General features: G+C 63.0%; 13 protein-coding genes. 3 read left to right on the top strand and 10 right to left on the bottom strand.

Features of this window, described 5'->3' with window-relative positions:
- Nucleotides 1-51: 51 nt before the first annotated feature.
- The 7 genes from uvrC to K3555_RS03210 form a co-directional block, all read right to left on the bottom strand.
- Entirely contained in the window at nucleotides 52-1953 is a 1902-nt protein-coding gene (gene uvrC / locus K3555_RS03240; protein ID WP_409201672.1) for an excinuclease ABC subunit UvrC, read from the bottom strand.
- Between the two features lie 299 nt (nucleotides 1954-2252).
- Entirely contained in the window at nucleotides 2253-3029 is a 777-nt protein-coding gene (locus K3555_RS03235) for an SDR family oxidoreductase (protein ID WP_260007371.1), read from the bottom strand.
- A 33-nt stretch (nucleotides 3030-3062) separates the two neighbouring features.
- Entirely contained in the window at nucleotides 3063-4025 is a 963-nt protein-coding gene (locus K3555_RS03230) for a calcium/sodium antiporter (protein WP_260007370.1), read from the bottom strand.
- A 171-nt stretch (nucleotides 4026-4196) separates the two neighbouring features.
- Complete coding sequence (locus tag K3555_RS03225) at nucleotides 4197-4994, bottom strand: S49 family peptidase (RefSeq protein WP_260007369.1); 798 nt, start codon at nucleotides 4992-4994, stop codon at nucleotides 4197-4199.
- A 330-nt stretch (nucleotides 4995-5324) separates the two neighbouring features.
- Nucleotides 5325-6086, bottom strand: coding sequence for an ABC transporter permease (locus tag K3555_RS03220; RefSeq protein ID WP_260007368.1), 762 nt, complete (start codon nucleotides 6084-6086; stop codon nucleotides 5325-5327).
- Complete coding sequence (locus K3555_RS03215) at nucleotides 6083-7042, bottom strand: ABC transporter ATP-binding protein (protein WP_260007367.1); 960 nt, start codon at nucleotides 7040-7042, stop codon at nucleotides 6083-6085. Before K3555_RS03215 ends, K3555_RS03220 begins: the two co-directional genes overlap by 4 nt.
- A gap of 112 nt (nucleotides 7043-7154) precedes the next feature.
- Nucleotides 7155-7694 carry a CoxG family protein gene (locus K3555_RS03210; RefSeq protein WP_259990015.1) on the bottom strand — a complete coding sequence of 180 codons (540 nt, stop codon included), beginning with the start codon at nucleotides 7692-7694 and terminating at the stop codon, nucleotides 7155-7157.
- A 213-nt stretch (nucleotides 7695-7907) separates the two neighbouring features.
- On the opposite strand from K3555_RS03210, the gene K3555_RS03205 reads away from it, so the two are divergent.
- The gene (locus tag K3555_RS03205) at nucleotides 7908-8582 is read left to right on the top strand and encodes an NAD(P)-dependent oxidoreductase (protein ID WP_260007366.1); all 675 of its coding nucleotides are present in this window, start codon (nucleotides 7908-7910) and stop codon (nucleotides 8580-8582) included.
- A 290-nt stretch (nucleotides 8583-8872) separates the two neighbouring features.
- Here K3555_RS03205 and pobA read toward each other — a convergent pair whose 3' ends face one another.
- Entirely contained in the window at nucleotides 8873-10054 is a 1182-nt protein-coding gene (gene pobA, locus K3555_RS03200; protein WP_260007365.1) for a 4-hydroxybenzoate 3-monooxygenase, read from the bottom strand.
- Nucleotides 10055-10157: 103 nt separating this feature from the next.
- Here pobA and K3555_RS03195 point away from each other — a divergent pair, with 103 nt between their 5' ends.
- Both K3555_RS03195 and K3555_RS03190 read left to right on the top strand, forming a co-directional pair.
- Nucleotides 10158-11018, top strand: coding sequence for a helix-turn-helix domain-containing protein (locus K3555_RS03195; protein ID WP_260007364.1), 861 nt, complete (start codon nucleotides 10158-10160; stop codon nucleotides 11016-11018).
- Nucleotides 11019-11062: 44 nt separating this feature from the next.
- Nucleotides 11063-12148 (top strand): CaiB/BaiF CoA-transferase family protein, encoded by a 1086-nt coding sequence (locus tag K3555_RS03190; protein WP_260007363.1) that lies wholly within the window; start codon nucleotides 11063-11065, stop codon nucleotides 12146-12148.
- Between the two features lie 2 nt (nucleotides 12149-12150).
- Here K3555_RS03190 and K3555_RS03185 read toward each other — a convergent pair whose 3' ends face one another.
- Together K3555_RS03185 and hemE are read right to left on the bottom strand one after the other, a co-directional pair.
- Entirely contained in the window at nucleotides 12151-12288 is a 138-nt protein-coding gene (locus K3555_RS03185) for a hypothetical protein (protein ID WP_164982652.1), read from the bottom strand.
- A gap of 115 nt (nucleotides 12289-12403) precedes the next feature.
- Nucleotides 12404-13438: a uroporphyrinogen decarboxylase gene (gene hemE / locus K3555_RS03180; protein WP_260007362.1), complete on the bottom strand. Its 1035-nt coding sequence runs from the start codon at nucleotides 13436-13438 to the stop codon at nucleotides 12404-12406.
- Between the last annotated feature and the right edge of the window lie 9 nt (nucleotides 13439-13447).

Genomic DNA, 13447 nt, shown 5'->3' with positions numbered 1-13447 from the left:
GGCTGCCCTGCAGATTTAGCACGAAACCGGCCGGCCCCCAAATATCCGCCCCTACCCCTGCGCGTGGAAGTGGTCGTAAATCCGCTCGGCAAGGGCTTCCGAGATCCCGTCCACCGCCCTGAGGTCGGCCAGATTGGCGCGGCTCACCGCCTTGGCGCTGCCGAAATGCGCCAGCAGCGCGCGCTTGCGGGAGGCGCCGACACCCGGCACCTCGTCCAACGGTGTCGCGCTCATCGCTTTGGCGCGTTTGGCGCGGTGGGTGCCGATTGCGAACCTGTGCGCCTCGTCCCGCATCCGCTGGACAAAATACAGCACCGGGTCGTTGCGCTGCAGGGCAAAGGCCCGTTCACCGGTGCGATGGAACTCCTCCTTGCCGTGGTCGCGGTCGACGCCTTTGGCCACCCCCACCATCGGGATGTCCTGCACGCCGTGTTCCGCCATGATCTCTGCCACGGCGGAAACCTGTCCCGCGCCGCCATCGATCAGCAGCAGATCCGGCCACAGGCCCTTGTCCCGGTCCGGGTCCTCTTTCAGCAAGCGCGAGAAGCGGCGGTTCAGCACTTCCTTCATCATGCCGAAGTCATCGCCCGGCACCAAATCATCGCCCTTGATGTTGAACTTTCGATAGGCGTTTTTCAGGAAACCTTCCGGCCCCATCACGATCATGCCGCCCACCGCATTGGTGCCCTGAATGTGGGAGTTGTCGTAGACCTCGATCCGCTGCGGCGGGCCGTCCAGCCCGAAGGCCTCGGCCAGCCCGCGCAGCAGCTTTGTCTGGGTCGCGCTTTCGGCCATGCGGCGGGCCAGGCTTTCACGGGCGTTGCGCACGGCAAAGGCCACCAGTTCGGTCTTTTCGCCGCGCTGAGGCACCAGCAGTTCGACCTTACGCTCTGCCTTCCCGCCCAGCGCCGCCTCCATCAGGTCGGCGTTTTCAATCGCATCCGACAGGATCAGCTGCCGCGGCGGTTCCTTGTTGCCGTAGAACTGGCCCAGGAAAGCCTCCATAACTTCTGCCGGGCTGTTGTCGGCATCGACGCGCGGGTAGAAATCCTGGTTGCCCCAATTCTGGTTGGCGCGGATGAAAAACACCTGCACGCAGGCCTGGCCGCCGTCCATATGCAAGCCGATCACATCCGCCTCGGCGACGCCGCGCGGGTTGATGCCCTGGCTGGACTGCACCTGGGTCAGCGCCTTGATCCGGTCGCGCAGCGCCGCGGCGCGCTCGAATTCCATCGCCTCCGAGGCCGCCATCATCTGTTCCGCCAGCTCCTCCTGGATCTTGGTCGAACGGCCTGACAGGAACCGTTCAGCGTCGCGCACGCTTTCGGCATACCCCGCCTCGGAAATCAGCCCGGTGCAGGGCGCCGAACAGCGCTTGATCTGATACTGCAGGCAGGGTCGCGTGCGGGCCTCGAACATCGAATCCGAGCAGTTGCGCAGCAGGAACGCCTTTTGCAACTGGTTCAAGGTCCGGTTTACTGCGCCCGCGCTGGCAAAGGGGCCAAAGTAGCTGCCCTTCTGCTTGCGCGCCCCGCGGTGCTTCTTAATCTGCGGAAACCCGTGATCCTTGGCGACCAGAATATTGGGGAAGCTTTTATCATCACGCAGCAGCACGTTGTACTTAGGCTTCAGCTGCTTGATCAGGTTCTGCTCCAGCAGCAGCGCCTCGGTTTCCGTCCGCGTGGTCAGAAACATCATCGAGGTTGTAAGCGCAATCATCCGCTCGATCCGCGGGCTGTTGCCGGGGCGGCTGTAGTTCGACACCCGCGCCTTGAGGTTGCGCGCCTTGCCCACGTAAAGCACCCGGCTGTCGGCATCCAGCATCCGGTAAACCCCAGGCGATGCATCCAGTGTTCTGAGGTAATCCTGGATCACGGCATAGCCGGTTCTTGGTTTTTCGGCGGGCGAATCCACGGGGGGGGCGGCGGGCTGGTCAGTCATGCGTCCAGACATATGATTCCCCGTCCTTGGCTGCAATGTTTGCCTGCCCGGATCAAGAGCAGGGAAATCCACCGAAGCTGTGGATAACTACGGAGATATCTTTGGGCTATCCCGCCTTTTCCCTTATTATTTGGTGGTTTTGGACGAATGCTTAAAAATTAGGCCATTTGATAAGGCGCTGTTTTTACTTGAAACTTTCCGTCGCCCCTGTCAAGGTTTTGAAAACAAAGGCACTTTTGTAACGCTTCCGTGACGGCAGGTGAACCGGTGCAAAACTTTTGGGGAAAGGGACGTTTTGATCCCTGTTTGCGTCACTCCAGCCCGTCGCTGTCCGGGGTTTGCCAGCCCAGATGCTGGCCGCCATCGGTGCAGATCATCTGCCCGGTGACCGCCTTGGCCTGCAGCAAATAGGACAGGGCTGCGGTGATGTCCCCGGCATCCGCGCCCCGCTGCAGGATTGTGGCTGCGCGCTGGCGGGCAAACTGCTCCCGGCTTTGCCGCGGCCCCTGCAAGGTTGGCCCCGGTCCGATGGCATTGACCCGGATCTGCGGCGCCAGGGCCTGGGCGGCTGTTTGTGTCAGTGTCCACAGCGCAGACTTCGCCAGCGTGTAGCTCGTGAATTCAGGTGTCAGTTTGCGCACTCTTTGGTCGATCATGTTGACCGCCAGCCCCCAGGCGTGCGGCTCGCCGCCCGCGTCCCGCTCCAGCGGCACCTGTTGCGCGGCCATTGCCTGCAGCAGCACGAAGGGCGCCCGCAGGTTGCTGTCCAGATGCCGGTCCCAGCTGTTCCGTGTGGCGGTGGGCAGCGTGTCATGCTCAAAAACCGAGGCATTGTTGACCAGGCAAGTGACCGGCCCGCCCAGGGCCTCAGCCGCACGGGGCAGCAAGGCCTGTGTCTGTTCTTCGTCCAAAAGATCCGCCTGCAGCACCGCCGCATCCCGCCCCAGGGCGCGGATCTGCTGCGCTGTATCCGCAGCCTCCGGAGCCGAGGACGAAAAATGGACAGCAACGTCATACCCGCGCGCGGCCAGTTCCAGCGCCATCGCCCGGCCCAGCCGCTTGCCCGCTCCGGTCACCAATGCCCGCATCTCCGCCTCCTTGCTGCCGCTGCAGTGAAAGAGTTAGAACAGCACGGCCATATAGGCCAGATAGAGCGCCGTAAGAATAACACCCCAGATGCGGGTGATGTCCTGTTTCAGGAAGACAAACGGGATCAGCAGCAGCGAGGCCGCCAGCATCACCCAAAGATCGAACCGCAGGAATTCCGGGTCCACAGTGATCGGGCCGATAAAGGTGGCGATACCGATGATGGCCAGCAGGTTGAACATGTTGGAACCGATCACATTGCCCAGCGCCACATCGGCCTGGCGGCGCATTGCTGCCATGACAGTGGTCGCCAGCTCCGGCAGCGAGGTGCCAACCGCTACCAGGGTCAGGCCGATCACGGTTTCGCTGATCCCGTAGGTGCGGGCAATGATGGTGGCATTGTCAACCAGCAGATCGGCGCCCAGCGGCAGGCCGATCAGGCCCAGCAGCAGATAGGTGCAAACACGCCAATATGGCATGTCCGGATCGGCTTCCTCAATCTCTTCCAGGTCCACGTCAGCTGCACAGCTGCTGCCTTTGCCATTGCGCCGGTGATTGCGCGCTTCGCGAAAGGCTATTCCAAGCACAACAGAGAGCGCAGCCAGCAGGATCAAGCCTGACCAGACGGTGAAGGTGCCGCAAAAAGCAAGACCGATGAACAGCACCGAAGCTGCCAGCATGAAGACATAGTTTTTGCGGGTGTTGCATTCGCTGGTGTGCAAGGCCCGCATCAGCGCGGGAATGCCAAGCACCAGCAGAATGTTGGCAGTGTTGGAGCCGACCACATTGCCCATCGCAATTCCATCGGCGCCCTCATGCACCGCACTGATGGCAATCAGCAGTTCCGGCGCCGAGGTGCCAAAGGCCACGATCGTCAGGCTGACAATCAGCGCAGGCACTCCCAGCCGCAGGCTGAGGTTCACCGCCCCGCGCACCAGCGCATCGCCTGCCAGCAGCAGGATCACCAGGCCCAAAGCCGAATACAGCCATGGCATCATTTGCCACGATCTCCTTTTTTGCAGGCACAGGGGCCTTTGCCGATCCGGAAGCGGCCGCAGGAGGGGCAACGCCTGGAATTGATCTGTTTCTGGCCTGGAAAGCGCAGCTTGCCGAACATGGCAAGCACCGCCATCACCACCAGAAAAAGTGCAACAATCTTGAACAGCACGTCAGAGGCCGAAACGCGCGTATTCCGCCCGCTCCTCGATCCCGGCCAGCGCATCCTGTGCGACCTGCATGCCAAAGCGGCTGAGCAGCGGCTTCTTAAGCCCATAGCGGCGGAAGCGGACCTTGTCGCCGAAACGCTCCTGCATCTTGGGTTTCAGGTGGCCGATGCCGTCGATCAGCCCCAGGTCCAAGGCCCTGCGGGCCAGCCAGATCTCGCCGGTGAACAGGTTTTCCTCGCTGTGCAGCTTGGCGCCGCGGCGGTCGGTGACATGGTCGATGAAATTGGCGTGGATGTCGTTCAGGATCACCTTCAGACGCTGCACATCCTCGGGATCTTCCGGGCGGAACGGATCCAGCATGGATTTGCTCTCGCCCGCAGTATAGACCCGGCGCTCCACGCCTTGGCGGGCCAGCAGCACATGAGCGCCAAAGCCCGCGGAAATCACCCCGACCGAGCCCAGCACCGAGCTGGCATCAGCCCAGATCTCATCTGCTGAGGCCGCCAGCCAATAGCCGCCCGAGGCCGCAACGTCCTCGACAAAGGCGTAGACCGGGATGTTCAGCTCTTCCGCCAGGCGTCGGATGCGGGCGCCGATCAGCGAGCTTTGCACCGGCGAGCCGCCGGGCGAGTTTATCTCCAGCGCCACCGCGGCAGGTTTGCCCTTGCGGAAAGCACGTTCCAGCACCGACGCCAGGGCCGCATCGCTGAGCGAGCCGCGGCCGGGCATTCCGATGGCGCCATTCAGGCGCACTACTGCCACCAAGGGCTGTCTTTTCAGGAAAGGCAGGCGAAATCTCATGGCGCCGATGTAGAGAGCCGCCCGGGGTGAAACAAGGTGCGCGTCCCGGGGAATTGTGGTGAAAGGCAAAAACCGCACAGCCGCGGGCATAAATGCAACGCTGGTTTGCACCCGGCAAATACCCCAGGAGGCTCCCGCCCGTCAGGCAGGCTGCTTGCAGCATCCGCCCTCCCGTTGGGCCGGGCGCCGCGCTGCCGCGCGGCGCAGCGTGCTCTATCGGTTAATGACGCAACACCCGGCACGCGCAGCGTGCCGGGCCCAACCGGGAGGGCGCCCAACGGGCACCCGCTGCGGGCGGGAGCCTCCCCCGCACCGCATCCAGCCGCCGGATCAGGCCCGGATGCGCCAGCCTGTCTTGAAGATCCACCAGACGACGCCCATGCAGGCCAGGGTAAAGCCGCCGATAGCGCAGAGGCTCAGCAAGACCGGCACATCCGCCTGGCCAAAGAACGCCCAGCGGAAACCCGACACCAGATAGACCACCGGGTTGAACAGGGTGATGGTCTGCCACACCGGCGGCAGCATCGAGATTGAGTAGAAAGAGCCGCCCAGGAACACCAGCGGCGTCACCACCAACAGGGGTACCAGCTGCAGCTGCTCAAAATTCCCGGCCCAGATGCCGATAATGAACCCCATCAGCGAGAAGCTGAGACAGGTCAGCACCAGAAACGCCACCATCGCAATCGGGTGCTGGATGGAGAGATCCACAAACAGCGACGCCGTGCACAGGATCACCACGCCGATGAACAGCGACTTGGTTGCCGCCGCGCCGACAAACCCCGCGACCACCTCAAGGAAATTAATCGGGGCCGACAGGATTTCGTAAATGTTGCCGATGAACTTCGGAAAATAAATCCCGAAGGACGCATTGGATATGCTCTGGGTGATTACCGACAGCATGATCAGCCCCGGCACGATAAAGGCTCCGTAGTCGATCCCGTCAACCTCCTGGATCCGGCTGCCGATGGCGCTGCCGAAGACCACAAAGTAAAGCGATGTGGACAACACCGGCGAGATGAAACTTTGCAGAAAAGTGCGCCAGAACCGCGCCATTTCCGCCTTGTAGATGGTTGCGACCGCTGTCCAGTTCATGCTGCGTCCCCCTGAACTGCGCCCGCCGAAGCCCCATCCCCTGACACAAGCCCGACAAAGATATCTTCCAGGCTGGATTCCCGTGTCTGCACATCCGCCAGCACCAGCCCGGCCTGCGCCACGTCATTCAACAATGTGGTGATGCCGGTCCGCTCGGCCCTTGTGTCATAGGTATAAAGCAGCGCACCCCCGCCGTTCACCAGCTGCAATTCATGCTGCGCCAGCGCTTCCGGAATGGCGTCAACCGGCGTGGTCAGCTGCACCTCCAGCTGTTTCTGCCCCATCCGGGCCATCAGCTGTTCTTTCGCTTCGACCAGCAGCAATTCGCCGCCAGTGATCACACCGACCCGGTCCGCAATCGCTTCGGCTTCCTCGATGTAATGGGTGGTCAGGATGATGGTGACACCGCCGGCCTTCAGCTCAGCCACGATCGCCCACATGTCCTTGCGCAGTTCCACATCCACGCCCGCCGTCGGCTCATCCAGGAACAGGATGCGCGGATCATGCGCCAGCGCCTTGGCAATCAGCACCCTGCGTTTCATGCCACCGGACAGCTCCATGACCTTGGCGTCCCGTCTTTCCCACAGCGACAGCTTGCGCAGAATATCCTCGATCCGCGCCGGATCAGCAGGCTTACCGAACAGGCCGCGCGAAAAACTGACCGTGTCATGCACTTTGGCAAAAGGCTCCAGGGTGATTTCTTGCGGCACCAGCCCGATCAGTGCACGGGCGGCGCGGAACTCTGCCACATTGTCGAAACCCCCAACGCTGACACTGCCCGAAGTTGCGGTGGTGATGCCGCAAATGGTAGAAATCAGGGTCGTCTTGCCCGCGCCATTGGGGCCGAGCAGAGCCAGAATCTCGCCTTCTTCTATATCAAGCGAGACGCCTTTCAGCGCCTCGAAACCGCCGTCATAGACCTTGCGCAGATCGCGGATGGACAGGATGGGCGACATGGTGCCTCCGGCATGTTGTCAAATCCCGGCCACCCTAACGGCGGCGTGCCGCCTCTGCCAGCCCTCGCCTTGCAGACGCGGTTGTGCGTCTGCGCAGAGCTGACAGGTTGGCTCAACCGCGGCCTGTTACCTTGCTGAACCAGCCCTTTTTTCCGCTGCCTTCCGGGGCTTCGCCGTCAGCCGGGGTTTCCCCGTCTCCTTCGGCCTCCTCCTGCGGTGCCAGATGGGCCTGCAGATTGGCAAAAAACTGATCCGCCATCTTTTTGGCAAAACCGTCGATGATGCGGCTGCCAAGCTGTGCCAGCTTGCCGCCGACCTTGGCCTCAACCTCATACGACAACAGCGTGCCTGTGTCCGATGGCGCCAGCGTCACAACCGCCCCGCCCTTGGCAAAGCCGGCCGCGCCGCCCTTGCCTTCACCGGAAATGGTCAGCGTTTCATTCTCCACCAGATCCGACAGGCTGACCTGGCCTTTGAAGGTGGCTTTGACCGGGCCGACTTTTTGCGTGACTGTGGCCTCGAACCCCTCCTGCGGCGTGCCGGTGACCTCCTGTGCACCGGGCACACAGGCCTTCAGCACCTCCGGCGTCAGCAGCGCCGCATAGACGGTTGCGGGATCGGCGGCGATCTCCTTCTGGTCACTCATCTGCATGGGCTTGGCCTCCCTGGCGCATGTTTCCGGTTCCTCTCAGACCTAGCCGCACCGCAGCCCCCTGCCAAGCCGGCATTGGTCCGAGCCCCTGATCTGCACCGCTGAGGTCAGCAAAAGCGGCGTAACTGCCGCGGCGTCAATCTTTGCTATTTTATCTTTACGTCGAGATTTATGCACGCTATCTCGATATCAAGATAAATCAAGGAGCATACAATGAAGATCATCATTTTCGGCGCCACCGGCGACGTGGGCAGTGCAACCGTAAAGGCCGCAGCACAGCGCGGCCATCAGGTAACGGCCGTATCGCGCGCGCCTTCAGCCCTTGCCGCAATCAGCCCCTTGGTCACTCCGCTGCCGCTGGACCTGCTGACGGATCCGCAGGCCGCGGTCAACGCGGCAGCAGGCCATGATTTGGTCATCAGCGCCCTGCGCCCGCCTGCCGGGCGTGAAGATGACCTGATCCCGCTGACCCGCACCGCGGTGCAGGCAGCGCGCCACGCCGGCGTTCCGGCCCTGGTAACAGGCGGCGCGGCGCTGCTGAAGCTGGGGGATGGCAGCGGTTACACGGTGCTGAGCGCGCCGGGTTTCCTGCCTGAAGGTTCCCGCCTGATTGCCGAAGCCTGCGCGGTGCAAGACGCCATGCTGGAGCAGGAAACCGGGGTGGAATGGACCTGCCTGCGTCCGCCCGCGCTGCTGACAGAGGGGCCGCTGACCGGCCAATACCAGCTTGGCACTGATACGCTGCTGACAGACGCAGCTGGTGTGTCGCAGATCTCCTTTGCGGATTTCGGCGCCGCGCTGCTGGATCTGGCTGAAAACCCGCGCCCTGCCAGCCAAAGACTGACTGTTGCCTGGGGCGCTCCCGCCCCCGCCCTGGCGGCCGGCTGACGCCGGACCTTGGGCAGCGTTGGGCCGGGCAGTGTGCTGCGCACGCTGCTGCCGTGCTCCAGCGGCGTCTGCAGCTCTAAGACAGTCAGGCCAGGTTTACGCATCCACCGGGACAGCTTTCAGGCGCCGCCGCTCCGGCCGGGACGGCTTGCCGCAGACGGGCCCGGCGCCGCGCACCAGCGCGGCGCCGGGCCCAAGGCTTTGCCTTGTATCCTTGATGCATGGCAAAGGCGCGGGAGCCAGCCGTTTCTTGGCCGGCGGATGCGCTTGCCCTGCGGGAGGCTCCGCGCCTAATACGGCAATCCGACGTAATTCTCCGCCAGCGAGGCCCGCGCCGCCTCTGAAGAGAACAGATAGTCCAGATCCGCCCGCTGCAACCGCAGATCGGTCTCTGTGCCTTCCGGGAAACGATGCAGCAGGTTGGTCATCCACCAGCTGAACCGCTCCGCTTTCCAGACCCGCGCCAGTGCCTTTTCGGAATAATCGTCCAGCCCGCTGCTGTCGCCCTGCAGATAGTGGTCCAGGAAACCATGGTAGAGGTAGTAGATGTCCGAGGCCGCCGAGTTCAGCCCCTTGGCCCCGGTCGGCGGCACAATATGGGCTGCGTCGCCCGCCAGGAACAGATTGCCGTACCGCATCGGCTCCGCCACGAAACTGCGCAAGGGCGCAATGGACTTCTCGATCGACGGGCCGGTTTCCAATTGCCCTGCCACCTGTTCCGGCAGGCGGCGCTTCAGCTCGGCCCAGAAGGCTGCATCGCTCCAATCTTCGGCCCGGTCCGTTAAAGGCACCTGGATGTAGTAACGGCTCAGCACCCGGCTGCGCAGCGAGCATAACGCAAACCCCCGTTCATGGCGGGCATAAATCAGTTCCTCCGCGACCGGCGGTGTTTCCGACAGAACCCCAAGCCAGCCAAAGGGATAGACCTTTTCGTATTCTTTCAGCACCTCCGCCGGAATAGATTTGCGGCTGACCCCGTGAAAGCCGTCGGCGCCAACGATAAAGTCGCAGTCTGCCCGTTGCGATGCGCCATCCTGCTCCCAGGTCACATAAGGGCGCGCATCTGTCAGCCCATGCGGCTGCACATTCTGCACCTCATGCAGGACCTCACCACACATCGCGTCGCGCGCCTCATACAGATCGCGGGTCACCTCGGTCTGGCCGTAGACCATTACCGTCTCGCCGCCGGTGTGTTTCGCCAGGTCAATCCGGTCCAGCCGCCCCTGATGAGCAATATGAAACCCCTCGTGGATCTCTCCTTTGCGGTCCATCCGGCCGCTGCAGCCGGCCTCGCGCATCAGATTGACAAAGCCATGTTCCAGCACCCCGGCCCGGATCCGGCCCAGCACATGCGCCCGGCTGTGCTTTTCCAGAACAATTGAACTGACCCCTTGGCGATGCAACAGCTGCGACAGCAGCAGCCCCGAAGGCCCGCCGCCAATAATGACAACCTGCGTCTGATGCGTGGACATGCGCGTTCCCCGATTTTTCGACTTGTGCTTGCAGGGTGAATTATGCGCTGCGCACACATCTTTGCGAATGGACCCAACGCGCCAGTTCTTGTACATTTCAAACATGCAGACGCAAACCTCCATCGACACCTACAACTTGTTTGGCGAGACCGCGGAACTTGCCGATATCCTGCATGTGGAGACCATCCGCAGCCGGTCCGAGCTGTATGATTGGGAGTTGAGGCCGCACCGCCATGCCCGGCTGCACCAGATACTGGTGCTGACCGGCGGTTCGGGAGAGGCGGAGATTGACGGAAACAGCCACGCCCTGTCCCCGCCCTGCCTGATAAACGTGCCCCGAGGCGTGGTGCATGGATTCCGCTTTGGCAACGGCACCGGCGGTTGGGTGATCACACTCGCTTCGGACTTGCTGGACCAGAGCCTGGCACCGGGCGAAGGGATGCGCGCACCGCTGGATCTGCCTGCCGTCCTACCCTTGCCCGAAGGGCTGCAAAGCCTGGCTGCGCGCCTGTTCCGGGAATATGGAAACAAGGGCTTTGGCCGCGCGCAGATACTGCGCGGACTAGCGTTGTCGGTTACCGCGCTGGCCGCCCGCGCCATCGCCGCCGCCCAGGGAGAGGATCCGCAGGCCCGGGTCAGCCCGCTGTTTGCCCGGTTCGAGGCGCTGGTAGAGCGCGACTTCCGCCTGCGGCGCCCGCTGGCGGACTACGCTTGCGCGCTGGCTGTCTCTGCAACCCACCTCAACCGCATCGCCCATCAGGCCACCGGCCAGCCGGCCTCGGCCTTGGTCCGCGCCCGTGTCCTGCGCGAGGCGCGGCGGCTGCTGATCTACACCAACCTGACCGCGGCGCAGATCGCCTATGAACTGGGCTTTACCGATCCCGCTCATTTCAGCCGGATCTTTGCCAAGGGCACCGGACTGCCGCCACGGAAGTTCCGCCAGCAGCTTGCCCAAAGCAGCTGAGCCGCCGCAGACTGATCCAGCCGGGCATCACGAAAGGGACCGAAATGCTGCAAGGGATCCGTATTCTCGAGGTCGAAGGCCTAGGCCCCGGTCCCTTTGCCGCAATGACACTGGCCGACCTCGGGGCCGAGGTGATCTGCGTCAACCGCAAGGGCGGCGCCGTCACCCCCGGAATGCCGGAACGCTCGCTGCTGGACCGGGGCAAACGATCGATTGAGCTGGACCTGAAAGAGCCAGCTGATGTCGAAACCTTTCTGGCTCTGGCCGCCGCCGCTGACGGGTTGATCGAGGGTTTCCGCCCCGGCGTGATGGAACGGCTGGGCCTTGGTCCGGAAACCTGCCACGCGGTCAATCCCGCCTTGGTCTATGGCCGCATGACCGGCTGGGGGCAGGACAGCCCGCTGGCCCATGCGGCGGGGCATGATTTGAACTATATCTCGCTGTCCGGCGCGCTTTGGTATGCGTCATGCCCCGGCGATGTGCCGCAAACACCCGCCACGCTGGTCGGCGACATCGGCGGTGGCGCGATGTATCTGGTGGCGGGGATGCTGGCAGGTATCCTCGGGGCCAAAACAACCGGCGGCGGCTGTGTGGTGGATGCCGCAATCTATGACGGCTCGGCCCATATGATGAACCTCTTGATGAGCATCCGCCAGGCCGGCAACTTCGGCGTGCAACGCGGCGCAAACCTGCTCGACGGGCCGCATTGGAGCCGCACTTATGCCTGTGCCTGCGGCGGCTATGTCTCGGTGCAATGCCTGGAGCCGAAATTCTATGCGCTGTTTCTGGAAAAGCTGCAGTTGGCCGAGGATCCAGCGTTCCGTCAGCAGTTCAACAAAGCCCTCTGGCCCGCGCTCACAGGCCGCCTCGCCGGGATTTTCGCCAGCCAGGCGCGTGATCACTGGGCGGTGCTTTTTGAGGGAACTGACGCCTGCGTCGCCCCGGTGCTGAACCCCGAGGAAGCCCTGGCGCACCCGATGAACACCCGCGGCACATGGGCCGAGGCGCAGGGCGTGCTGCAGGCTGCTCCTGCCCCGCGGTTTTCAGATCAGCCGGAATGGACCCCGCCGGAAATCCCCGCGCGCGGACAGCATACGGACGAAATCCTGGCGGAATTGAGCCTAAAATAGGCTCAGTCTTCTTTCTTGGGTTTCTCGGCTGCCGCTTTCATACGCTTCAGCAGCTCGGTCTTGTCCGACTGCTTGCCAAAGGGGTTCTTCTTGGTTCCCTTGGCATTATGTTCGGCGTGACGAGGTTTATTCTTGCCCATTTTGGGTGCTCCAGATTTACCGTAATCCACCGTTATGTCCTTATTCGCGGCGCGTGCTGCTGCGCTGATGCCCGAAACCGCCGCCCGGCACAAGGCCGGGCCGCTGCTGAACCGCTCAGCCGCCGCGGACCGTGTCGATCATCAGCTGCACATTGTCCGGGTCCGCATCCGGCGTGATACCATGACCCAGATTGAAAATATGCGGGCCGTTCTTGAAGGCATCAACAATGCGGCGGGTTTCATCCACCAGGTCCTGCCCGCCGGTCACCATGTGGCGGGACGCCAGATTGCCCTGCACGCAGCCGTCCGCCTGCACATGGGCCGCAGCCCAGGCCGGATCCACCGAATTGTCCAGCGCCACACAATCAATTCCGGTGGCCTTGGCAAAGCCCGCATATTTGCCGCCCGCTTCCCGCGGGAAGCCAATCACCGGAATGCCCGGATGCCGTTCTTTAAGCGCCGCGGTGATCTGGCGGCAGGGTTCCAGCGCATATTTCTGGAACGCTTCGCCCTTCAGCGACCCGGCCCAGCTGTCAAAGATCTTGACCACTTCGGCACCCGCTTCGATCTGCTTGGACAGATAGTCAATGGTGGCTTCGGTGATCCGCGCCAGCAGCGCCTCGAACAGCGCGGTGTTTTCCTCGCGCAGGGCATGGGCCGGGCCCTGGTCCGGGGTGCCGCGGCCCGCGATCATATAGGTTGCAACGGTCCAGGGCGCGCCGGCAAAACCGATCAGCGTCGTCTCGGACGGCAATTCGCGGGACAGGATGCGGACAGTCTCGTAAATCGGGTTCAGCGTCTCGTGGATATCCGATGCCGGACCCAGCTTGGCAAAGTCACTCTGCGTGGTGAGGGTCGACAGCCGCGGGCCCTCGCCGGTGACAAACCACAGATCCGCCCCCAGCGCCTGCGGGATCAGCAGGATATCGGCAAACAGGATCGCCGCGTCAAAGCCATAGCGGCGGATCGGCTGCAGGGTCACTTCGGCGGCCAATTCAGGATTGTAGCAAAGCGACAGGAAATCCCCGGCCTCGGCCCGCGTCGCGCGGTATTCCGGCAGATAGCGGCCCGCCTGACGCATCATCCAGATCGGCGGCACATCCTGTTTCTCACCCGCCAATGCGCGCAGCAGCTTCTTTTGTCCACCCATGGTCATCCT

The sequence above is a fragment of the Leisingera sp. M527 genome, from assembly GCF_025141525.1.
Lineage (GTDB): Bacteria > Pseudomonadota > Alphaproteobacteria > Rhodobacterales > Rhodobacteraceae > Leisingera.
Note: the sequence above shows the minus strand (reverse complement) of the source record. Positions and strands in the feature narration are given on the sequence as shown.